The 22,469-nt window shown below is 54.8% G+C and carries 17 protein-coding genes; 4 read left to right on the top strand and 13 right to left on the bottom strand.

From position 1 onward, the window contains the following. Positions 1–301: 301 nt before the first annotated feature. From mglC to ACRDCA_RS23545, 7 genes are all read right to left on the bottom strand, one after another. The gene (gene mglC / locus ACRDCA_RS23515; protein ID WP_438691700.1) at positions 302–1,312 is read right to left on the bottom strand and encodes a galactose/methyl galactoside ABC transporter permease MglC; all 1,011 of its coding nucleotides are present in this window, start codon (positions 1,310–1,312) and stop codon (positions 302–304) included. 11 nt (positions 1,313–1,323) lie between these two features. Next, complete coding sequence (gene mglA, locus ACRDCA_RS23520; protein WP_438691701.1) at positions 1,324–2,832, bottom strand: galactose/methyl galactoside ABC transporter ATP-binding protein MglA; 1,509 nt, start codon at positions 2,830–2,832, stop codon at positions 1,324–1,326. 127 nt (positions 2,833–2,959) lie between these two features. Beyond that, complete coding sequence (mglB, locus tag ACRDCA_RS23525) at positions 2,960–3,952, bottom strand: galactose/glucose ABC transporter substrate-binding protein MglB (protein WP_438691702.1); 993 nt, start codon at positions 3,950–3,952, stop codon at positions 2,960–2,962. Between the two features lie 256 nt (positions 3,953–4,208). Continuing rightward, complete coding sequence (gene galS, locus ACRDCA_RS23530) at positions 4,209–5,246, bottom strand: HTH-type transcriptional regulator GalS (RefSeq protein WP_438691703.1); 1,038 nt, start codon at positions 5,244–5,246, stop codon at positions 4,209–4,211. A gap of 129 nt (positions 5,247–5,375) precedes the next feature. Then, entirely contained in the window at positions 5,376–6,557 is a 1,182-nt protein-coding gene (yeiB, locus tag ACRDCA_RS23535) for a DUF418 domain-containing protein YeiB (protein ID WP_438691704.1), read from the bottom strand. A 199-nt stretch (positions 6,558–6,756) separates the two neighbouring features. Further along, positions 6,757–7,422, bottom strand: coding sequence for a GTP cyclohydrolase I FolE (gene folE / locus ACRDCA_RS23540; protein ID WP_438691705.1), 666 nt, complete (start codon positions 7,420–7,422; stop codon positions 6,757–6,759). A gap of 289 nt (positions 7,423–7,711) precedes the next feature. Next, a complete protein-coding gene (locus tag ACRDCA_RS23545; protein ID WP_438691706.1) occupies positions 7,712–8,869 on the bottom strand; it encodes a YbfB/YjiJ family MFS transporter in 1,158 nt (385 codons plus the stop codon). Between the two features lie 105 nt (positions 8,870–8,974). On the opposite strand from ACRDCA_RS23545, the gene ptrR reads away from it, so the two are divergent. The 3 genes from ptrR to fghA are packed head-to-tail and all read left to right on the top strand — an operon-like array spanning position 8,975 to position 11,910. Beyond that, entirely contained in the window at positions 8,975–9,877 is a 903-nt protein-coding gene (ptrR, locus tag ACRDCA_RS23550) for a putrescine utilization regulator PtrR (protein ID WP_438691707.1), read from the top strand. A 50-nt stretch (positions 9,878–9,927) separates the two neighbouring features. Continuing rightward, positions 9,928–11,052 carry an S-(hydroxymethyl)glutathione dehydrogenase/class III alcohol dehydrogenase gene (locus ACRDCA_RS23555; RefSeq protein ID WP_248947478.1) on the top strand — a complete coding sequence of 375 codons (1,125 nt, stop codon included), beginning with the start codon at positions 9,928–9,930 and terminating at the stop codon, positions 11,050–11,052. A gap of 15 nt (positions 11,053–11,067) precedes the next feature. Beyond that, positions 11,068–11,910, top strand: a complete 843-nt coding sequence (gene fghA, locus ACRDCA_RS23560) for an S-formylglutathione hydrolase (RefSeq protein ID WP_438691708.1) — start codon at positions 11,068–11,070, stop codon at positions 11,908–11,910. A 161-nt stretch (positions 11,911–12,071) separates the two neighbouring features. On the opposite strand, the gene ACRDCA_RS23565 is transcribed toward fghA, so the two are convergent. Beyond that, on the bottom strand, positions 12,072–14,504 hold the full coding sequence (locus ACRDCA_RS23565; RefSeq protein ID WP_438691709.1) for an autotransporter outer membrane beta-barrel domain-containing protein: 2,433 nt from the start codon (positions 14,502–14,504) through the stop codon (positions 12,072–12,074). 509 nt (positions 14,505–15,013) lie between these two features. On the opposite strand from ACRDCA_RS23565, the gene ACRDCA_RS23570 reads away from it, so the two are divergent. After that, on the top strand, positions 15,014–15,931 hold the full coding sequence (locus ACRDCA_RS23570; protein WP_438691710.1) for a LysR substrate-binding domain-containing protein: 918 nt from the start codon (positions 15,014–15,016) through the stop codon (positions 15,929–15,931). 47 nt (positions 15,932–15,978) lie between these two features. Here ACRDCA_RS23570 and gsiD read toward each other — a convergent pair whose 3' ends face one another. The 5 genes from gsiD to ACRDCA_RS23595 form a co-directional block, all read right to left on the bottom strand. Continuing rightward, positions 15,979–16,884, bottom strand: coding sequence for a glutathione ABC transporter permease GsiD (gene gsiD / locus ACRDCA_RS23575; protein WP_438691836.1), 906 nt, complete (start codon positions 16,882–16,884; stop codon positions 15,979–15,981). 12 nt (positions 16,885–16,896) lie between these two features. Beyond that, positions 16,897–17,817 (bottom strand): glutathione ABC transporter permease GsiC, encoded by a 921-nt coding sequence (gsiC, locus tag ACRDCA_RS23580; protein WP_438691711.1) that lies wholly within the window; start codon positions 17,815–17,817, stop codon positions 16,897–16,899. Between the two features lie 204 nt (positions 17,818–18,021). Next, the gene (gsiB, locus tag ACRDCA_RS23585) at positions 18,022–19,557 is read right to left on the bottom strand and encodes a glutathione ABC transporter substrate-binding protein GsiB (protein ID WP_438691712.1); all 1,536 of its coding nucleotides are present in this window, start codon (positions 19,555–19,557) and stop codon (positions 18,022–18,024) included. A gap of 25 nt (positions 19,558–19,582) precedes the next feature. Then, on the bottom strand, positions 19,583–21,460 hold the full coding sequence (locus ACRDCA_RS23590) for a dipeptide ABC transporter ATP-binding protein (protein ID WP_438691713.1): 1,878 nt from the start codon (positions 21,458–21,460) through the stop codon (positions 19,583–19,585). A 19-nt stretch (positions 21,461–21,479) separates the two neighbouring features. Further along, positions 21,480–22,439, bottom strand: coding sequence for an isoaspartyl peptidase/L-asparaginase family protein (locus tag ACRDCA_RS23595; protein WP_438691714.1), 960 nt, complete (start codon positions 22,437–22,439; stop codon positions 21,480–21,482). Positions 22,440–22,469 lie beyond the last annotated feature (30 nt).

The raw sequence follows: 22,469 nt of genomic DNA on the forward strand, positions 1-22,469 counted from the left end.
AGATGTTCTGAGCTACATAACGCATTACTACAACCATCGAAGAGCGCATAGCTTTAATGATGGTCAGACACCGCATGCCAAAGAGAGGCATGCGGTGTAAAAAACCTTAATCGGTGTTCGATATTACTAGACCACATCAACCGCATGTGCCATTGATAAACTCTTGTTCCTAAATGCAGCTCCGTTCTGCCCCCTCTCCTTTTTGGGGGGAACAGCGACCATTGGCATGACATCTGCCCTGTCACCCTGCAAAAGCAAACGGCCAGCAAATGCTGGCCGTTGCGTGAAGCAGATAGCGAAGTTATTTTTTCTTGGCGTATTTCAGGGAATCCAGCGCAACCGCGAAGATGATGATGCTGCCCTTGATAATGTACTGCCAGTAAGGGTTAACGCCGATGTAGGTCAGGCCATAGTTGATGACGGTAAAGATGATCACCCCGGTCACCACGCCCAGCACCGTACCCACACCACCGGCAAACGACACCCCGCCGACCACACAGGCCGCGATGGCATCCAACTCATACATAAAGCCGAGGTTGTTGGTGGCACTACCGATACGGCCCGCTTCCAGCAAACCGCCAAAGGCATAGAACACCCCGGACAGCGCGTAGATCATGATCAGGTTCAACGGCACGTTCACGCCAGAGACTTTCGCCGCCTCTGGGTTGCCGCCGATGGCGAAGATATTTTTGCCAAAGCGGGTTTTATTCCACAGCACCCAGACAAAGGCGATCGCAATAATGGCGTAGAAGGTGATATACGACAGCTTGAAGTCACCGAATCGCAAGAACCCCTGGGCAAAGCTGGAGAACTTCGGATCGAAACCGGCAACCGGTGAAGCTCCGACGTAATCGTAATACAGCGAGTTAATCCCATAAACGATGATCATGGTGCCTAACGTGGTAATAAACGGCGTCACGTTGAGATAAGCGATAATCAACCCGTTCACCAAACCAATCACCGCGCCCACGGCGCAAACCAGCAAGATCACCAGCGGGATCGACCAGGTCTCCATATGCGGGAACACTTTGTTGACGTTATCCATCGATTGCAGCAGGGTAGCGGCAATCACCGCAGCCAACCCCACCTGACGCCCGGCGGAAAGGTCCGTCCCCTGCGTGACGATCAGCCCGGCCACGCCCAGCGCAATAATAATACGCACCGAGGACTGGGTCAGGATATTACTCAGGTTCATCAGGCTTAAAAACGTCGGATCCTGGATGATAATAATCGCCAGTAACACCAACAGGACCAGGTAAATGCCCCCCTCTTTAAAATAGGTGAACAAGGTTTTTTTATTTAGTACGCTCATAATTACGATCCTTAAAGATGCAAGGAGGCTAGCCGCAATATTTCATTTTGCGAGGTCTGTTTGGTATTCACGATGCCCGCAACCTGACCATTACTCATCACCAATATTCTATCGGTAATTCCCAAAAGCTCCGGCATTTCGGAAGAGATTATAATGATCCCCTTGCCCTTCTTCGCCAACTCGGTCATTAACTGGTAAATTTCAAACTTGGCCCCCACGTCGATCCCCCGCGTGGGTTCATCCATCATCAAGATTTCCGGCTGGGTCAGTAGCCAGCGGCCAATGATCACCTTTTGCTGATTGCCGCCGGAAAGTGAACCGATGTTGGTATGATGCCCCGGCGTTTTAACCCGCATGGCATCGATCACCCATTGGGTGTCGCTTTTCATCCGGTTGTTATCCAACAGGCCCATCTTGTTTTTATATTGACGGATATTGGCAATCAGCGAGTTAAAGCCAATATTCAGATAAGCATAAATACCGGTGGAGCGACGCTCTTCCGTCACCAGGGCAAAACCGTGGTTAATCGCTTCGTTGGCACTGTTATTGTTGATTTTTTTACCGTGCAGCTTGATGGTGCCGGCCACCTTCTCGCGGATGCCAAACAGGGTTTCCACAATGTCGGTACGCTTGGCACCCACCAGCCCGGCAATGCCCAGGATCTCCCCCTGATGCAGATCGAAAGAGATATCGCGGATGGAAGGTTGGCGTAACGAGGTCAGGCCTTGCACCTCTAAAATCACCTCACCCGGCGTATTCTGACGATCGGGGAAACGCTGGCTCAGCGAACGCCCAACCATCATCGAGATAATCTTATCCATATCCAGCCCTTCCAGCGGCTGGGTGGCAATCCATTGGCCATCACGCAAAATGGTAATTTCATCGCACAGCTGGAAGATCTCCTCCATCTTGTGCGAGATATACACGATGCCGCAGCCACGATCTTTCAGCTTGCGGATAATGGTGAACAGATGATTGACCTCTTTCTCGGTCAGAGAAGACGTGGGTTCATCCATAATCACAATTTTAGCGTTGTAGGAGAACGCCTTGGCAATTTCGATCATCTGCATTTGCGATACCGACAGCGTGCCGACTTTGGCGCGGGGATCGATATCAATATCCAGTTCGTCGAAAATTTCCTTGGTGTCTTTGTACATCTTGTCCTGATCGACAAACAGCCCTTTGGTCGGGTAGCGCCCCAGCCACATGTTGTCCATCACGGTACGTTGCAGCACCAGGTTCAGTTCCTGATGCACCATTGAAACACCCTGCTCCAGTGCTTCCTTGGAACTTTTGTAATCGACCTCCTGCCCCTGAAACAGAATACTGCCGGAGTCTTTTTTATAAATGCCAAACAAACATTTTAATAAGGTGGATTTTCCGGCGCCGTTCTCCCCCATTAAGGCATGAATGGAGTTTGGACGTACGCGTAAATTCACATTGTCTAATGCCTTTACGCCGGGAAACGACTTACTGATATCCGTCATTTCCAGTAGCCACTCACGAGAGTTTTCGGCCATAAATAGTCCTGGCTAATTCTGGAACCAGCCCACCCCGAGGCTGTTAAACAGCGCTGAGGAATTAACGGGTTCTTCTAATAAGTTCCCCCACCGAAATAGCGATGGGGGCATTTCTCTCTATCTCGGCTTATTTAACGAACTGAGACAGGTTATCTTTATCTACGCCCACGTACGGGATACGCACGATTTTATCGACGATCTTCCATTGGGTGCCGTCGGCAGCAGGTTTGCCAGCAGCCAGGTTTTTCGCCAGGTCGAAGGTGGCTTTGGCCTGATTGTCAGCATCGTTCAGCACGGTACCGGCCATCGCTCCCGATTTCACCAACGCCAGCGCTTCTGGCAAGGCATCCACGCCAAATACCGGGATGCTGCTCTTGTTGTGGGCTTTCAGCGCTTCAACCGCGCCCATGGCCATGGCGTCGTTGTTGGCGATCACCACTTCGATTTTGTTGGCGTTCGGGCCAGACAGCCAGGCATCCATCTTGTCTTTAGCCTGAGCGGTGTCCCACATCGCGGTATCCATCTGCAATTGCTGAGTCTTGTCGCCTTTTTCGTTCAGCGTTTTGATCACGTAGGAGGTACGCGCTTCTGCATCTGGATGGCCCGGTTCGCCTTTCAACAACACATATTGGATCTGGCCGTCTTTGTTCAGATCCCAGGCTGGGTTGGCTTTCCAGTGCTTGGCAATCAGTTCGCCCTGGATCACGCCAGACTCTTTCGAGTCGGTACCGACGTAATAGGCTTTGTCGTAGCTATCCAGTGCCTGACGAGAAGGTTCTTTGTTGTAGAACACGATCGGAATATCGTTAGCACGCGCCTTGTCAATCACCACCGGAGCGGCGGCCGGATCCACCAGGTTGATCGCCAGCGCTTTCACGCCTTTGGCAATCAGTACGTCAATCTGGTCGTTCTGCTTGGACTGGTCATTCTGTGAGTCATTCATCAGCAGCGTGACATCCGGAGAAGCCTTGGCATCTTTCTCGATCGCCTTACGCACCACCGACATAAAGTTGTCGTCATATTTGTAAATCGTGACGCCAATGCGGGTATCAGCATGCGCAGCAGCGCCAAACATCATGCTTGCGGCCAGCGCGGCCAGGGTGAAAACCTTCTTATTCATTGTCTGTCTCCGGTTTGTAGAGGTCGTACTCGGTATTAAGCCTTTAGCCACAATGCACACAGCTGGGCCTGGCAGTTTCAAATGAATTCCTGTCATCCGTGTTGCTTGTTATTCCTGTGATGCTGTGTCAGCGCCAGATTGAAAGTTTGGCTGGCAAGAGCCTGTGCGCTGGAAAACGACTAGAGCATAGACGGCACTATGTTAATAATCTGTGAATTTTCTCACAAATTGAAAACGGTTACACAAAAATAAATGTTCAGAGAGTGACCGAAGCCTCACTTTGCCACGGTGCCACAGAATGGCGGCGTACCAGGGTCGGCATGAACAGGTGCGAGGCCTGAGACTCCAACTGCCCGGCAGCGCCTTTTAGCGCCAACTCGGTAGCCAGCGTGGCCATGGAGACGATTGGATAACGGATGGTGGTCAGTTTGGGGCTGGTGTAGCGGGCAATAGGGATATCATCAAACCCCACCAGCGAGAAGTGCTGCGGTACTGTGATACCGTTTTCTTTTAGCACCGCCATTGCCCCCGCTGCCATGGCGTCGTTATAGGCAAATACCGCGCTGAGATGCAGGTTGCGGCCCAGCAGTTCAACCATCGCCGCTTCACCGCCTTGCAGGTCCGGTGAACCGTAGGCCCGCCAGCTATCCGGGGGAGAAAAGCCTGCCGCCGCCATCGCCTGGCAGTAGCCTTGCTGGCGCAGCGGGCCATCTTCGATGGGGTGATCGGAGCCAAGATAGCCAATGCGCTGATGGCCCTGAGAAAGCAGCAGACGCATGGCGACCTCTGCGCCAAACACGTTATTCAGGCCAACGCAGCGGTGCTCATAGCCTGTTACAATTCTGTTAATTAACACCATGCCCGGCACCTGATCCATAAAGGCAATCAGTTCGGCATCATCCAGAGCTTTTGCATGTACAATCAGTGCATTACAGCGTTGACGGATCAGGACTTCAATAGCGTGGCGTTCTTTATCCGCCTGATGGTAGCTATTGCCGATCAGCAGGTATTTGTGGTTTTGCTGCGCCACCGTGTCTACCGCTTTCACTAACGCACCGAAGAAGGGATCGGAGACATCCATCACCACCACACCAAGCGTGTCACTACTCTGCGTGGCCAGCGCCTGGGCATTGGCGTTTGGCCGGTAGCCCAGTTCGGCCACCGCTTTCAGCACCAGTTCGCGTGTCTCTTTGCTGGTCAGGGCACTGTTGTTCAGCACTCGCGAGACGGTAGCGACGGAAACCCCCGCGCGCTTCGCCACGTCGCGAATGGTGGTTGAATGAACAGAATTCATGAAACGTCCTGAGGTCGACAGAGTTGACAGTGGCGCTATCCTACTCCGATTGTCATCCTCCTCAGCGTGAAATCCGTCACAGGAAAGAAAACGTTTACATACATTTTTTTAACCTACCTGCGCCAGATCTCATTTTGCTGACTGGCTTACGTTTTCCCCTGCGGCCAGTGAGGTCAGTTTACGCCACAGCCATTCCATCGGGCCTTGAGTGAAGTAACGCAGCCACAGCGCGGAAAATAGCAGGTTAGCCAGCCACACCAGCGGAATGACCGCCAAGAGCTGCAAGCGATCGAGCTGTTGATAGAGGCCAAAACGGTAGAACAGCGTGGTGCAGATCAGGGTTTGCAGCAGGTAATTGCTGAGTGCCATCCGCCCGACCTGGGTGAGCCAATGGCTGATACGCAGGCGCGAAAGCGTTGGCCAGAAACCATAGACCAGTGCCAGATAGCCAATGGCCTGTAACGGTGAGCCCAACTCTCGCGGCACCTGCAGCAGGAAACCACTCCAGCGATAGTCCCAATTCAGTTGCCATTGCAGCAACACACCGGGCAACTGGATCAACAATGAAAGCGGTATCAGCCAGGCGGCCAGTCGGCGGTAGTAAGCGGGTGAATAGCCGTTACGCAGCCAACCGCTACGCATCATACCTGCGCCGAACAGCATCAGCCCGGCCAGTTGCCAGCCATACTGCGCACCTATAGCGATCAGGCTGGATGAGAGCAGATCCAGGCGACTGCGCCAGGCTTCCGGCCCGCCTTGCAGCTTCCAGAACTTCTCATACTGCAATTCGGCCACGCCCGGCTGCCAGAAACTGCTCGGCTCACCGTGAGAGATAAACCCTAGCAGCAACAACACCGCGACGCCGATCAGGTACAGCACCGCACCGGTTTTCAACAGCGTGAAGGTATTCTGCGCGTCACGGATCATTCGCCAGCACACCAGGCCGATTAGCCCATAGGCCAATAGAATGTCCCCATCCCACAGAAAAATGGCGTGCCCCAGACCAAACAGCACCAACCAGGATAGCCGGGCGCGGATCCAGACTTTGCCCCGCCGTAGCAGCAGTTGCAGCCCAGCACCAAACAGCAGAGCGAACATGGCCAGGAACTTGACCTGAGCAAACAGATCCAGCAGCGCCCAGGTCCAGACATCACGATGGGAGGGAATACCCAGGTAGGCAGGATTGAGATAAGCGGCTTTCGGCAAGCCAAACGCGCTGATATTCAGCAACAGAATGCCGAGGATGGCGATACCGCGTACGCAGTCTAGGGTAGCAATGCGCGGTAGCGGGAGAGTTGGATTAGCGTTCATTTTGTACCGCTATATGGTAATCAGTTAATAGCCCCTCACCCTAACCCTCTCCCACAGGGAGAGGGGACCGTGCGTGCCACAAATTAGCTTCTACGCCTAACCGCAACACCGAGCTGGCTCCCTCTCCTTTTTGGGGAGAGGGCTGGGGAGAGGGGAATAGCGATAGTCAGAGCGTTACGGCCTATATCAAGGCAGGCACTCAGCCGTGATGGTGACGCACCGCGCGCAGGAACTCCTGGCGAGTATTCTGGCTGGACTTGAACAGCCCCCCCAGCGACGTGGTGGTGGTCGCGCTGGTAGCGTCACGGATACCGCGCGCCTTGACGCAATAATGCACCGCATCGATCGATACCGCTACGTTGTTGGTACCCAACAGGGTTTGTAGCGCAACCAGGATCTGCTGAGTCAGCCGCTCCTGTACCTGTGGACGTCGGGCAAAGAACTGCACGATACGGTTGATTTTCGACAGACCAATCACCGAGTCTTTGGGAATATACGCCACGGTGGCTTTACCATCGATGGTGACAAAGTGGTGCTCGCAGGTGCTGGTCAGGGTAATGTCACGCACCGTCACCATTTCGTCCACTTTCATCTTGTTTTCGATGACGGTGATCTTCGGGAAGTTGGCGTAATCCAGGCCGGAGAAGATCTCATCGACATACATTTTCGCAATCCGGTGCGGCGTTTCGGCCAGGCTGTCGTCGGTCAGATCGAGGTTCAGCAGCTGCATGATTTCCGTCATGTGCTCTTTGATACGGCGCTTGCGTGTCTCACGATCCAACACCTCCCCACATAACGGGGTTTCCAGGCCGCGCGCTTCAAGCGCCGCGTGCACCAGTGCAGCTTCATTACTTAACGATGTCATGGCGGTTTGTTCTCCAGCAGGCGGCCCCAATGCATGCTATGCCGGCAGCTAGCAGATTGGCGGTTTCTCATTCTTATGACCCATAATCTTGCAAGCTGCGGCTTGAGATCCATAGGCTGTAGCAGCCAGGCTCACGGCTTATAACGTGAACCCGATCAATATTTTCCCCCACTCTAGATGAGAGTGAGACGTTTATCCAGTGATTGTGTTTCATCCTGGTATGAAAAATCCGCATCCAGCCCGTGGCAGGCTGGCTGCGGCTATTCCACATTTTTTGTACGTATTTCACTCAGGATAAAGTTAACTTGCGCGCCATCGCCCGTGCCGGAGTATTGATAACCAACATACCGGCGATCAGCAGCCCTGCCACTGCGACATATAATGCAGGTTCCAGGCGATGCGTCAGTGCGGTTGAAATCGCCGACAGCATCGGGCCGACCAGTTGGCCGATGGCATAACCCGTCGTCAGCAACCCGGCCATATAGCGGGCGTGATTAGGGGCCAACTCGCGGCCATGCTGGATCGACAGTTGTACCACGCTGAGGAATCCCCCACCGGTCAGCATAGCCCCTAACGCCAACCCGCTAACGCCCGGTACCACTTCAGCACACAGCACGCCTAATGCCTGCACCCACAAAGTAAGCGCCAAACGCGTCTGTGTGGTGAGCTTATGCCGGGTCAGAATACCGAGAATAATCCCCAGCACCGCTGCACCGCCAAAAATAGGCCAGACAAACTGACCGAACAGGCTGTCAGGGAAACGGGCCGCCGCCATCTGCGACAGGAAAGTCGCGGGCAGGATATAGCCAAACCCCGCCAGGCTGTAGCTCCACACCAGGCGCTTCAATGCCGGGGTGAGCACCAGCGGCTCGGGCCTGACATCAGGACGATGCAACTCCCCTGCCCGTGGCAAATTGATGCTGATCGCGCCAATTAACACCAATGCCAGTACGCCATACACCAGCCAGGCTTGTGAAGCACTTAAGCCCCAACTGTTGATCGCCACCGCCAGCATGCCGCTGATAAAAATCCCCGCTCCTGGCCCGGCAAATACCGCGGCGCTCAAGGCTGGGCGGCCATAGTGCGCCAACCGCTCGTTAGTCCAGGCCGCTACCAGCACCATTGACCAACCGCTGGCCCAGCCGATTACAAAGCGCAGCGCACCGTGCAACCATTCACCCGTGACCAAGGCAGACAGCAGCGTCAGTGCTACCGCACCCCATACGCCGAGCCACAGACGGCGTTCCACATGGCGGCTGGCACGCATCGCATCAAAGGCACCACACAGGTAACCCAGATAGTTTAGCGCCGCCACCAGCCCGGCACCGGTCAAGGTGAACTGGTGTTCAGCAATCATCAGCGGCACCTGTGGGGTGAAGGCAAACCGCCCAATCCCCATCGCCACAATCAAAGCAATAAAACCACTTAAGGCAATTTTTAGCGCCATCGCTGTATCCAACCTGTTAAAAGAAAGTTGCAGCTAGCATGCCGCAGTATTACACTCACAAAAACTGAATAATACTCATCAAGTTCATCACGAAAAGAGAAGGTCATGGATCTCACCCAACTGCGCATGTTCTGCTGCGTTGCCGAAACCGGCTCCGTCGCCCGTGCCGCCGAGCAACTGCACCGCGTACCGTCAAACCTGACCACGCGCCTGCGCCAGCTCGAGCAGGAACTGGGCACCGATCTGTTTATCCGCGAGAAGCAGCGCCTGCGCCTCTCGCCGATGGGCCATAACTTTCTCTGCTACGCCCACCGCATCCTGGCGCTGAGTGAAGAAGCCATGAGCATCACCCATGCCGGGGAACCGGCCGGCAACTTTGCGCTTGGCTCGATGGAAAGCACCGCCGCCACCCGGCTACCGACACTGCTGGCCGCTTATCATCAGCGCTTCCCGCAGGTTTCACTGTCTCTGGCGACCGGAACCTCCGGGGAAATCATCGAACGGGTACGTGCCGGAACCTTGGCCGCTGCCCTGGTGGATGGCCCATTGCAGCATGATGAGCTGAACGGCTGTATCGCTTTCCCCGAACGCATGGTGGTGATCACCTGTCTGGATCATCAGCCCATCCACAGCGCCCTGGATGTCAAAGGGGAAACCCTGTTTGCCTTCCGCGCCAGTTGCTCTTATCGCCTGCGCCTGGAGTCCTGGTTCAAGCGTGACGGCTCACTGCCAGGCCCCATCATGGAGATCCAGTCTTATCACTCCATGCTGGCCTGCGTGGCCAGCGGTGCAGGGCTGGCGATGATCCCGTATTCGGTACTCAACCTGCTACCGGGTTACCAGCGGGTCAAAGTCCATACGCTACCCACCGACATTGCCGAGACGGCCACCTGGCTGTTATGGCGGCGTGATGCATTCGGGCCAAGTGTCCGCGCGTTAAAACAACTGATTATAGAACAGGCTGACAACATGGAGGTGGATGATGAATCCATCCTCCTGACAGAGTAGCCAAAACCTGCGCCATTAGAATTAACGCCTATATGACTGAGGAAATAACGATGGAATTTATCAAGACACGTGCTGCCGTGGCCTGGGGCCCTAACCAACCGCTGAAGATTGAAGAAGTCGATCTGATGCCACCGCAGAAAGGCGAAGTGCTGGTGCGGATCGTCGCCACCGGCGTTTGCCATACCGATGCCTATACCCTGTCAGGTAAAGATCCGGAAGGCGTCTTCCCGGCGATCCTCGGCCACGAAGGCGGCGGTATCGTCGAAGCGATTGGCGAAGGCGTGACCAGCGTTGCCGTCGGCGACCACGTGATCCCGCTATACACGCCAGAATGTGGCGAGTGCAAATTCTGTAAATCCGGTAAAACCAACCTGTGTCAGGCCATTCGCTCCACCCAGGGCAAAGGGCTGATGCCAGACGGCACCACCCGCTTCTTTAAAGACGGCAAGCCGATTTTCCACTATATGGGCACCTCCACCTTCGCTGAACGCACCGTGGTACCCGAGATCTCCCTGGCAAAAATCAGCAAAGAAGCGCCGTTGGAAGAAGTTTGCTTGCTGGGTTGCGGCGTCACCACCGGCATGGGTGCGGTGATCAACACTGCCAAGGTCAAGGCTGGCGATACCGTGGCAATTTTCGGCCTGGGTGGCATCGGGCTGTCGGCAATTATCGGCGCACAGATGGCCGGAGCCAGCCGCATCATCGGCATCGATCTCAATACCAGCAAGTTTGAGCTGGCTCGCAAGCTGGGCGCGACCGATCTGATCAACCCGAAAGATTACGATAAACCGATCCAGGACGTGATCGTCGAGCTGACCGACGGCGGCGTGGATTTCTCCTTTGAATGTATCGGCAACGTCAACGTGATGCGTTCGGCGCTGGAATGCTGCCACAAGGGTTGGGGTGAGTCGGTCATTATCGGCGTTGCCGGGGCCGGGGAAGAGATCGCAACCCGTCCGTTCCAACTGGTCACTGGCCGAGTCTGGCGCGGTTCCGCCTTTGGTGGCGTGAAAGGCCGCAGCCAACTGCCGGGGATCGTCCAGCGTTATCTGGACGGTGAATTCGCGCTGAACGACTTTATCACCCATACCATGGGGCTGGAGCAGATCAACGAAGCGTTCGACCTGATGCATGAAGGCAAATCGATCCGTTCCGTGATCCATTTCGATAAATAAGCCAGGAGGCAGAGGATGACGATGTCATTAGAACTTCTCGAAGAGCACCGCATGTTCGGTGGTTGGCAACAACGTTACCGCCACGCGGCGCAGAGCCTGAATTGCAACATGACGTTCAGTATCTATCTGCCGCCACCGCGCGATGATAACCCGCCACCGGTGCTGTACTGGCTGTCGGGGCTGACCTGCAATGATGAGAACTTCACGTTGAAGGCCGGTGCTCAGCGCGTTGCTGCCGAACTGGGGCTGGTGCTGGTGATGGCGGATACCAGCCCGCGCGGCGATGAGGTACCGAACGACGAAGGTTACGATCTGGGTCAGGGGGCGGGGTTCTATCTCAATGCCACTCAGGCACCTTGGGATCGCCATTTTCGCATGTATGACTACATCAGCGATGAGTTGCCTGCGCTGATTAAGCAGCATTTCAGCGTCAGCGATCGACAATCCATTGCAGGCCATTCGATGGGTGGGCATGGTGCATTGATGATGGCAATGCGTAACCCGCAGCGCTTTCGTTCGGCCTCGGCTTTTGCGCCAATCGTCAACCCGTGCCAGGTGCCTTGGGGGCGTAAAGCCTTTGCGGCCTATCTTGGGGATGATGAAGCGCAGTGGCTGCAATACGACAGTTGCCATTTGCTGGCCAGCGGAGCAGAAAAACTGCCGATGCTGATCGACCAGGGAGATGGCGACCAGTTTCTGGCCGATCAGCTGCAACCGGCCAAGCTGGCGGAACTGGCACGCCAACGCGACTGGCCGCTAACCCTGCGCGTTCAGCCGGGTTACGACCACAGCTACTTCACCATCGCCACCTTTATCGACGATCATCTGCGTTTTCACGCCGAGCATCTGTTCCGCTGACCGGTTCCATTTCACCGCCTCCGATAGCAAGAGAACCTGGCTCCTCGCCATGGAAAATTAACCAGTAACCGAATCGTGCAACAAGGTGGGAGAACCTGTCAGGTTTCCCACCAGCCTCTGGCTTCGGTGGTGCGGTTATCAAGCACAGTGAAGGTCAAAGATTACCAACTGATACGTAGCCCAATATTGCCGCCAGCCCCGTAATTCTCTTGTGGATTATGTGGACTAGCCTGGATACCGACGTTGCCGTAAACCGCATAACGCCCATCCGCCCAATCCAACGTTCCGCCGGCGCTTAGAGCAATTTGCGTACGAGCGTCCCTTGAACTGAACCGGACATCGGCCACGTTTACCGACGTACCTTTCGCCATTTCCTGATAAACATCCACGTTCACATGCAGATTCGAGCGTGTTGTCGTGCCTTCCTGCGCCTGCCATTCGCTGCGTTTATCACCGCGGATACCGGCGCGTGCCAGCAAACTGTCACCATCGCGGAGCGATACTTCGGTCCCGAACTTATCTTCAAAACCATCAAAGTCAACCCGTGACCAGACGATCTGTGCTTGCGGCGTCAGTGAATATCCGTTACCCACATCCAGACGCCAGCCGGTTTCCAGCGAGCCTGCATAACCCTTCCCTTTATTACCAGAAGCCAGCGACTCACTGAGCGTAGCGGAATGCAGACTACTGTCGAAGAACATGACGTGTGCCTGACTATCAAGATACAAACCGTTGTCACCCAGCCAGGTTAACGTCAGCCCCGGGCCGTAACCCGTGGTATCAATGTCACCGCTGCCAGAATACGCATTGATGCTGGCATTCGCTTTACCGTAACGGAAATTAATACCGCCAGTCAGCAGACCGTAATCGTTTTCCAGTAATGCGCCGTCAACGCCAGTCTGTAATGTCCAGAGATTCATTTTGCGTTGTGCACCGGTTGTCGAAACCACGGACTGATTTTTGCTGTAATTTCCTTCCATCCGCCCCCAGGCACCTGTTCTGCTATCCATATCGCCGACTCGCTCCTGTAACGTAGGCATGCGGTTAAGTTCAGCAAGGATCTGCGGATATTGCTCGTAAAGCGCTGCTCCGGGATGATAACGCTGCGGTGCGTTGATATCTGGCTTCTGCGGAATGACCGGGACGCCCGGTGTCACCGTACCCGGCTCAGGTACTTCCGGCGTTGGTACGATCGGTGGCGTCACTTCCGGCGTTTGCGGAATGACCGGAACACCCGGTGTCACCGTACCCGGTTCAGGCATTTCCGGCGTCGGTACGATCGGTGGTCGCGCTTGCGGCGTTTGCGGATCGGTCAGATCAGAAGTCAGATACCACCAGCGCCCTTCGCCATACGTCATGGTGCGCAATGCATAGGCGTAAGCGCCGCCGATCACCGCCTGCTCGCCTTCCTGTGTCACGTAATCACCGTTAAGCGTAAACGCGTTGCCATCGGAAAATTGCGCGGCGTAAATCAATGGGATACCGTTCTGAGTCAACGCCCCTTCCCCGTTAAGGTTAACCACTTTGACTTGGGTATCGCCTGTCGCGCTACCGGAGATCATTAAGCGGTCGGTGGGGGAATTATCACCATCCAGCACGCTTTCCATCAGCAGCGTGCCGCCATTGCCATGGTAATTACCATCAACCGTCAGCGTGCCGATGGAGTTACCCGGTGCAATCGTGCCACCGTTGGTGGTATTACCCACACGTCCTGTTCCCTCAAGCTTGCCGCCTTCAAGCAGCATGACGTCAGCACCAGACATATTGCCGTTAACACTCAGAATGCCGTGGTTCCTCGCCTGCAGCGTGCCGGTAAAATCGCCGTGGTCGTTGTTGAAAATCGTTCTGCCGTCTAAAGCGTCGATAAGGAAATGACCGACCAAACCGGTGCCGGAGCCCGTAGCGTTATCAACTCCCCCGTTAAGCGTGCTGTCGAACACAAAATCTGAAGCTTTATGGTTGAGAATAATGCTGCCAGTTCCCTGACCTACTGAAATACTCCGCCCTACCAGCATACCAGGAGCAGTCGAAGCATCCCCACCCACCATAAAAACACCGCTGGATCCTGCATTTTGTCCGAGGATCATATTATTCGTATTGACCGTGCCACCATCAGCAACGATCAGGGTACCTGCACCGTCTCGGCCCACAATCAGGTTGTTCATGGTGTTCCAGGTGGAGCCAACGCCGGTGACTTCAGCCGTGCCCTGACTGGGGGCATTAAAGCCGATATAACCGGTTGAGTAGTTAGTGACTGTGCCTCCTTCACGGATAAGCAAACTACCGTTGCTGGTATGCCCGACGTAAAGAAAACCTTGGTTATTCCAAAGTGAGTCATTACCGGTGACCACCACACGGCCGTGTGAGCCTGCGGTCGACCCAATGACACCAGTGTAACTTTCTACCTCACCGCCGGCCCCACCACTGACACCAATATTTAATGTGCCGTTAATGAGAAAATTCAACGCCTCCTCGGGTGAACCTTGATTACCCGCCACAGTCACAGTCTCGCCTTCATTGATATTGTCAATGGCAAGCGTATTAAGCGATAGCGGAAGAATAATAAATGGCAGGATCGTTTTCTTACTAGACATAACACTCTCTCGAAATAAATATTTTTTACTCCAGTGCACTGCACTGCAAAAAGTAATCGCAAAAACAGGATATTTGATGATGAGACTGTATAAGGCTAGCAAGGCATCATCGTTTGATGCGGGGATTATAATGACGAAGAGAATTTCCACGTGCTACTTTTTTATCCCTTGTGATACCTAAAATTCATCACCTTTTATAAATCGTTTTAAAATTAAATAGATATAGCTAGACTTCTTTATGAATTGTAAGGAAAAAAATCACTACACAGGTTGAGGACAATGCATTTCATATAGTCGGAAACTCATCTAAACATTACCTCCACTTTTTGTTAACAAATGAAAACCTCACACATACAGAATGATGAACATTGTTTTTTTAAAATCATTTGGCATTTATTAAAAAAACACTGCTACAATTAAGACAAGACTTGATTGATAGTTTTCATTGCATTCCGTCTAATCATAATAATTTTCAAGTGATTGTATTTATTAATAAGAGAAGATCTATCATGCGTGAGTTGCCGAAAATTCATCAGCTTAAAAACCTGCGGGCAATAATCCAATACGGCGGTATCCGGGCAGCCTCGTCGGCCATGCATCAAACACAACCCGCAATGACACGAAGTATCCAGGAATTAGAAAAAATATTAGGCGTTTCATTGTTGGTAAGAGGAGTACGTGGTGCCGTGTTGACGGAGATGGGTAGAACGTTTGAGCCCCGAATGAATCTGGTACTCAACGAACTCGAACGGGCGCTTGACGAGTTACAGCAAATTAAAATGGCATCTCAAGGGTCGGTAGCTTTTGGCTGTTCTCATCTACTGGCGTTTGGTGTCGTCCCCAAGGTGATTAAAAAATTCCAGCAGCGCAACAACACTGCCCGCATCACCGTGTTTGAAGGCCAACTTTCCGAACTATTGGCGTCTTTACGCCTGGGACGTTTGGATTTTTTTATTGGTGTCATCACACAGGATATCTTGCTGCACGAATTTGTAGAACAACACTTGGCCACAGCCCAATTTTGCGTTTTTGCCCGTCAGGGACATCCCTTGGGTAACAGCACTTCGCTAAAAGAGCTACGGGGAGCCAGTTGGCACATCCCCATAGCCACGGCAGGTTACTTTAGCGAAATGGAAACACTGATCTTCCCTTATGGAAAAGAGGCAGGTTGTTCAGTCATTTTGGGCGATTCAACCACCATTGCGGAACAGTTGATTTTAAATGAGGACTATCTGTCCATTGGGCCAAAAACCATGACGATGCTCCCTTACCTAAAGGACCGGATCCAAATCATCCCCGTCAAAGAAAAAATGCCGAGTGGTAGCTATAGCCTGATTTATCGCCAACACCAGACATTATCTCCTTTAGCGCAGCAACTGGTAAAAGATATTTGCGCCTGCTATCTGGAACTCATGGAAAGTGAGTAGCAAATCACGGGTCCCAGGGAACGCTTGTAAGCAGCATGGTGAGTCATTTACCCCTTCAACTTCGGATCCAACGCATCACGCAGCCCATCGCCCAACAGGTTAAACGCCAGCACGGTAAAGAAGATTGCCAGGCTGGGGAAGATCGCCACATGGGGGGCTATCACCATATCTGCCCGCGCTTCATTGAGCATTGCGCCCCATTCCGGCGTTGGCGGTTGTGCACCCAGCCCCAAAAACGACAGGCTGGCGGCGGTGATAATCGAAGTACCAATACGCATGGTGAAATAGACCACGATTGACGAAATGGTGCCCGGCAAGATATGCCGCAGGATGATGGTCCAATCCGAAGCCCCAATGCTACGCGCCGATTCAATATAGGTCAGGTGTTTCAGCACCAGGGTGTTACCACGTACCAAACGGGCAAACGCCGGAATGCTGAAAATGGCGACGGCCACAATCACGTTGGCCATGCCGCTGCCCATGATCGCCACCACGCCAATCGCCAGCAGGATGCCGGGGAAGGCAAACAGCACGTCGCTGATGCGCATCACGATGCGATCCCACCAGCCTTCATAATAGCCCGCTAATAGTCCAAGCACCGTGCCGATCGCGCTGCCAACCAGCACCGAGAACACCCCGGCGGCCAACGAAATCCGTGCCCCCATCAGAATACGGCTGAAAATATCCCGGCCCAACGAATCCACGCCCAACCAGTGCGCCAGCGAAGGCCCCTCATTGAGCCGATCATAATCAAAGAAGCTCTCTGCATCATAGGGCACCAGATGCGGGGCCAGCAACGCAGCGGCCACCAGCAACAACACAAACACGCCCGCCACCATGGCGACCTGCTGGCGACGAAAGCGCCGCCAGAACTCATGCCAAGGCGTCCGTACCGCGTTGGGATTAATCACCGGCATTGCCTTGAGCGCGGCATTACGCCGCCAATACTTCATCATACGGCCTGCCTATTGGTAACGAATCGAAGGGTTGATGGCCGCATACAGCATATCCACCAACAGATTAATCAGAATAAATTCCAGCGAGAACAGCAACACCTCGGCCTGGATCACCGGGTAATCGCGCATTTCTACCGAGTCCACCAGCAAGCGCCCCAACCCCGGCCAGTTGAATACCTTCTCGACCACAATTGAGCCGCCAAGCAGGAAACCAAACTGTAACCCCATCATGGTGATCACCGGGATCATGGCATTGCGCAGCCCGTGTTTAACCACCACCAGCGATTCCGGCACGCCCTTGGCACGGGCGGTACGCATGTAATCTTCCTGCATCACCTCTACGAACGAGGCGCGGGTAAAACGGGCCATTACCGCTGCAACCGCTGCGCCCAGCGTGATCGAGGGCAAGATGTAATGCAGCCAGGTATCCGCCCCGACCGTCGGCAACCAGCCCAGATTGACCGAGAATACCTGCATCAGCAGCATCCCCAACGCAAAGGCCGGGAAAGAGATGCCCGACACGGCTAGCGTCATTCCCAGCCGATCCGGCCAGCGGTTGCGCCACACGGCGGAAACCATGCCGATCGCCATACCAAAAATCACCGCCCACACCATACTGGCGATCGTCAGCCAGAAGGTCGGCATAAAGCGCGTAGCGATCTCTTCACTGACCGGCCGTTTGGAGACCATCGAAGTGCCAAAATCGCCCTGCAAAATATTGACAAAGAAATGCACAAACTGCTGTGGCAATGGCTTGTCCAGCCCCAGGTCTTGACGCACCAGTTGTACAACGGCTTCGTCTGCCTCCGGCCCCGCGACCAACCGCGCCGGATCGCCCGGCAGCATATGGACGAACAAAAACACCAGCACGGCCACGATCAGCAGCGTAGGGATCAGACCCAGCAGGCGTTTTAGAAAATAATTAAGCATTGCGCATAAATCCCCTCATGCCGCTCATAAGCAAAGTAACGCCCCTCACCCTAACCCTCTCCCACAGGGATAGGGGACAGAATGTGCTACTGATTAAGTTCCGTTGCTAACCTCAACACCGGAACAGTGCCATAAATTAACGCCTGTATCTGCTCACAACCCCCATCTGCTCCCTCTCCCTGTGGGAGCAGATGGGGTGAGGGCTTATTTCAAATCCGCGTTATCAAAGTTAAACGAGGTATCCGGCATCACGTAGAAACCGCTCAGCTGTTTGTTGTTGGCTGAGAGCAGGCGTTCGGTGACCAGGAAAATCCATGGCGCATCCGCCCAGATGCGATCTTGTGCATCTTTGTACAGCGCCTGCTTCTGGGCGCGATCGGTCGTGGCCAAAGCGTCGGCCAGATCCTTATCGACCTGCGGATTGCTGTAAAACGCGGTATTGAACTGCTTAGGCGGCGCGGATTGGGTGGCGAACAGCGGCGTCAGCGCCCAGTCGGCTTCCCCAGTCGAGGCCGACCAGCCGGTGTAGAACATCCGTACGCCAGTGTCCTTCACGCCCACGCTTTCCACCTGTGCCGCCCGTTGGCCTGCATCCATCGCCGTCACGGTCACTTTCACCCCAACCTGCGCCAGTTGCTGCTGAGCAAACTGCAGCACTTTCTGTGCGGTGCTGTGGTTATGGGAAGACCACAGCGTAGTGGTAAAGCCATTCGGATAGCCAGCCTCTTTCAGCAACTCGCGCGCCTTGGCCGGATCGTATGGCCACGGGTTATAGCGGGTGGCAAAATCAATCGCCGGAGGCACCGGGCCTTCCGCCGGTACGGCAAAACCGGAGAACGCGACCTTGATCAGCGCATCCTTGTTGATCGCATAGTTCAGTGCCTGACGGACTTTCGGGTTATCAAATGGCTTCTGCGTCACGTTCATGCTGATGTAACGTTGCAGGATCGACGGTGCAGCCACCAGATCCAGCTTGCTGTTGTTCTCCAACACCTTGGCTTGCTCATAAGGGATTGGGAAAGCAAAGGTTGCTTCACCGGTTTGCAGCATCGCCGCACGGGTGTTGTTATCCACTACCGGCCGCCAGGTGATGCTGTCCAGCTTCGGCAGGCCCGCTTTCCAGTAACCGTCGAATTTCTTCACTTTCACATAGTCGGTCTGGTTCCAGGTTTCGAACTGGTAAGGCCCGGTGCCCACCGGATGGAAACCGATCTCCTTGCCATACTGCTTGAGCGCCGCCGGGGAAATCATCGCCGCCGCCGGGTGTGCCAGATTGTTGATAAACGCCGAGAATGGCGCTTTCAGCACGATTTTTACCGTGGTGGGATCGACCACTTCGGTCTTATCGATCATCTTGAACAGGTTGTAGCGCTTCAGGCGATTATTCGGATTACTGGCGCGATCCAGGTTAACTTTCACCGCTTCGGCATCGAATGCGTTGCCATCGTGGAATTTCACGCCCGGCTGAAGTTTGATGGTATAGGTCAGGCCGTCTGCGCTGACCTCGTAGCTATCTGCCAAAACGTTCACCAGCTTCATATCCTTATCAAAGCCAAACAGCCCCTGATAGAAGGATTTGGCGACCGCCTGCGACAAGGTGTCGTTGGCGTCATACGGATCGAGCGTGGTGAAGTTGGACGCTACGGCAATCACCGCATCCTTGGCGGCCCAGGCCGGGCCTGCAGCGGCAGCCAGCAGTACGGCGGCCAAAACATTACGCTTGAATGTGTGCTTAGTCATAGTGCTTAACTCTCCTGAGGCAAGGCTAAAAGGCACCGGCAATAGGGTGGCGGGCCACAAAGTGCCCTGGCCCTACCTGCACTAAAGGTGCGGTAACGGGTTCATCATCCAGCCCACGGATCGGGCTGGGTATTTCATCCACCAGCAATGGCTGACGTTTGTGCGCATGGTTGGGATCGGCCACCGGCACGGCAGCCATCAGCTTACGGGTATAGGCGTGCTGCGGGTTTTCAAACACCGCACGACGTGGGCCGATCTCGACAATCTGACCAAGGTACATCACCGCCACACGGTGGCTGATGCGTTCCACCACCGCCATATCGTGGGAAATAAACAGAAACGCGATGCCCAATTCACGCTGTAAATCGAGCAGCAGATTGACGATTTGCGCCTGGATGGAAACGTCCAGCGCGGACACCGCCTCATCGGCAATCACCACTTTCGGATTGAGTGCCAGCGCGCGGGCAATGCAGATACGTTGGCGTTGGCCACCAGAGAACTCATGCGGATAACGCCGCGCATGCTCCGGCCTCAGCCCTACCCGCTCCAATAACCAGGCCACCCGCTTTTCAGCTTCCGCCCCACGGGCGACATTGTGCACCAGCAGCGGCTCCATGATGGAGAAGCCCACGGTGAGGCGCGGGTCGAGGGATGCGTAAGGATCCTGAAAGATAAACTGTATATCACGGCGTAAGTGTTGCAGCGCGGAGCCTTTCAACCGGTTGATCTGTTTGCCGTTGAAGGTAATGGTGCCACGTTGGCTATCCACCAGTTTTAACAGTGAACGGCCGGTGGTGGATTTGCCACAGCCGGACTCCCCCACCAACCCCAGCGTTTCGCCAGGATAGAGATCGAAACTGATGTTCTCTACCGCATGAACGCGACGCGTAACGCGGTTAAAAATGCCGCTACGCAGATCGAAGCGCGTGACCAGATTTGCTACCTGCAAGATCGGCGTGGCCCCTGCGGGTATGGTGTCTTGTGGCTGGTCATTATCCTCTACGCCAGCCAACGGAAATTTTGCCGGCAGATCTTTCTCTGCCATCGCCCCCAACCGTGGCACGGCGGCCAACAAGGCCTGAGTGTAAGCTTGCTGAGGAGCGGCGAACAGCGAGCGCACTTCTCCCTGTTCCACCTTTTCGCCTTGATGCATCACCAGCACCCGATCGGCAATCTCCGCCACCACGCCCATATCGTGGGTAATGAAGATCACCCCCATCTGCATTTCCTGCTGCAATACGCGGATCAGTTGCAGAATTTGCGCCTGAATGGTCACGTCCAGCGCGGTGGTGGGTTCATCGGCGATCAGCAGTGCCGGTTTGCACGACAAAGCCATGGCGATCATCACCCGCTGGCGCATCCCGCCAGAAAGTTGATGCGGATAACGACCAAGTACGTTTTTGGCCTCGGGGATGCGCACCAGATCGAGCATCCGCAGCGCTTCACGTTTGGCGCTGCGGTGATCCATCCCCTGATGCAGACGTAGAGATTCGGCGATCTGCTCCCCCACCGGAAATACCGGGTTGAGCGAGGTCATCGGCTCTTGAAAAATCATCGCCATATCGGCACCGCGCAGGGTACGCAAGGTGCTTTGTTTCGCCCTGGCCAGATCGAGCACCTGGCCATTACGCCGACGAAAATGCATCGCACCACTGGTCAGCTCACCGCCGCCCTGCTCGACCAGGCGCATCAACGCCAGTGAGGTGACCGATTTACCCGAGCCGGATTCGCCGACGATGGCCAGCGTTTCGCCACGATCCACGTCAAAAGCCAGATGGCGTACCGCCTCAACGACATCGCCCTCCTGGCGAAATTGCACGCTCAGATCGCTCACCGCCAGCACGCGCTCCGGCGGTAAAATCAGCCCACGCTCTGCCTGTGGCTGGATGACAGTCTCGATCATGCCCCCTCCCGGCAAGCGTTCAGCGGTAGATACCCACTGAAGGGGCATCGCCGACATAGCCGAAACCGCGATACATCCCTTCACTGTTGAACGGCAGAGCAACGTTGCCAAAGCGATCGATAGCTATCAGCCCGCCGCTGCCGCCCAGCGCCAACAGTTTTTCCATCACCACCTTATCGCTGGCCTGTTGCAGGGTGAGCCCGGCATATTCAATCAGTGCCGATACGTCGTACGCCGCAACGGTGCGCATAAAGATTTCGCCGGTACCGGTGCTGGAAACCGCCACCGTGGCGTTGTTGGCGTAGCAACCCGCGCCAATAATCGGCGTATCGCCAATGCGCCCTGCCGCCTTATTGGTCATGCCGCCGGTGGAGGTGGCCGCTGCCAGATTACCCAAGGCATCCAGCGCTACCGCCCCCACGGTGCCAAATTTACGATCGGGGTCCAGGGGATCATCGCTCAGCGCCGCCGCACCATCATGATCGAGCAATACTCGGCCCTGCTCCGCCTGGGCACGGTGCAATTGATCAAAGCGTTCCTGGGTAAAGAAGAAATCGGGTTCGACCATTTCCAGGCCGTGATTGGCGGCAAACCTTTCTGCCCCTTCGCCGCCAAACAGTACATGGGTGCTGTTTTCCAACACCGCGCGCGCGGCCAACACCGGGTTACGTATCCGGCTGACTCCAGCGACCGCTCCTGCGTCGCAGGTACGGCCATCCATCACGCAGGCATCCAACTCATGGGTACCTTGATGGGTAAATACTGCCCCCTTGCCCGCGTTGAACAGTGGGCACTCTTCCAGCAGTCTTACCGCTTGCGTTACCGCGTCCAGCGCGCTGCCGCCCTCGGCTAAAATAGCCTGCCCGGCAGCCACAATATCGGAAAGCGCCTGAATATAGCGTTGTTCCTTCTCAGCACTCAATGCCGCACGGCTAATTGCGCCCGCACCGCCATGAATGGCAATCACTGGTTTGCTCATTGACCTGACACCTTGGTATACCCGCGACAT

It is taken from the genome of Serratia sp. (in: enterobacteria) (assembly GCF_051654945.1).
Taxonomy (GTDB): Bacteria; Pseudomonadota; Gammaproteobacteria; order Enterobacterales; family Enterobacteriaceae; genus Chania.

What these genes read in the sequence shown, in the direction of transcription:
- ACRDCA_RS23570 (WP_438691710.1), top strand. Translation starts at nt 15,014, where the DNA reads ATGCGTGAGTTGCCGAAAATTCATCAGCTTAAAAACCTGCGGGCAATA.
- mglA (WP_438691701.1), bottom strand. Translation starts at nt 2,832, where the DNA reads ATGGCCGAAAACTCTCGTGAGTGGCTACTGGAAATGACGGATATCAGT.
- folE (WP_438691705.1), bottom strand. Translation starts at nt 7,422, where the DNA reads ATGACATCGTTAAGTAATGAAGCTGCACTGGTGCACGCGGCGCTTGAA.
- gsiC (WP_438691711.1), bottom strand. Translation starts at nt 17,817, where the DNA reads ATGCTTAATTATTTTCTAAAACGCCTGCTGGGTCTGATCCCTACGCTG.
- ACRDCA_RS23565 (WP_438691709.1), bottom strand. Translation starts at nt 14,504, where the DNA reads ATGTCTAGTAAGAAAACGATCCTGCCATTTATTATTCTTCCGCTATCG.
- gsiD (WP_438691836.1), bottom strand. Translation starts at nt 16,884, where the DNA reads ATGAAGTATTGGCGGCGTAATGCCGCGCTCAAGGCAATGCCGGTGATT.
- ACRDCA_RS23545 (WP_438691706.1), bottom strand. Translation starts at nt 8,869, where the DNA reads ATGGCGCTAAAAATTGCCTTAAGTGGTTTTATTGCTTTGATTGTGGCG.
- mglB (WP_438691702.1), bottom strand. Translation starts at nt 3,952, where the DNA reads ATGAATAAGAAGGTTTTCACCCTGGCCGCGCTGGCCGCAAGCATGATG.
- ACRDCA_RS23555 (WP_248947478.1), top strand. Translation starts at nt 9,928, where the DNA reads ATGGAATTTATCAAGACACGTGCTGCCGTGGCCTGGGGCCCTAACCAA.
- fghA (WP_438691708.1), top strand. Translation starts at nt 11,068, where the DNA reads ATGACGATGTCATTAGAACTTCTCGAAGAGCACCGCATGTTCGGTGGT.
- ACRDCA_RS23590 (WP_438691713.1), bottom strand. Translation starts at nt 21,460, where the DNA reads ATGATCGAGACTGTCATCCAGCCACAGGCAGAGCGTGGGCTGATTTTA.
- gsiB (WP_438691712.1), bottom strand. Translation starts at nt 19,557, where the DNA reads ATGACTAAGCACACATTCAAGCGTAATGTTTTGGCCGCCGTACTGCTG.
- ACRDCA_RS23595 (WP_438691714.1), bottom strand. Translation starts at nt 22,439, where the DNA reads ATGAGCAAACCAGTGATTGCCATTCATGGCGGTGCGGGCGCAATTAGC.
- ptrR (WP_438691707.1), top strand. Translation starts at nt 8,975, where the DNA reads ATGGATCTCACCCAACTGCGCATGTTCTGCTGCGTTGCCGAAACCGGC.
- yeiB (WP_438691704.1), bottom strand. Translation starts at nt 6,557, where the DNA reads ATGAACGCTAATCCAACTCTCCCGCTACCGCGCATTGCTACCCTAGAC.
- mglC (WP_438691700.1), bottom strand. Translation starts at nt 1,312, where the DNA reads ATGAGCGTACTAAATAAAAAAACCTTGTTCACCTATTTTAAAGAGGGG.
- galS (WP_438691703.1), bottom strand. Translation starts at nt 5,246, where the DNA reads ATGAATTCTGTTCATTCAACCACCATTCGCGACGTGGCGAAGCGCGCG.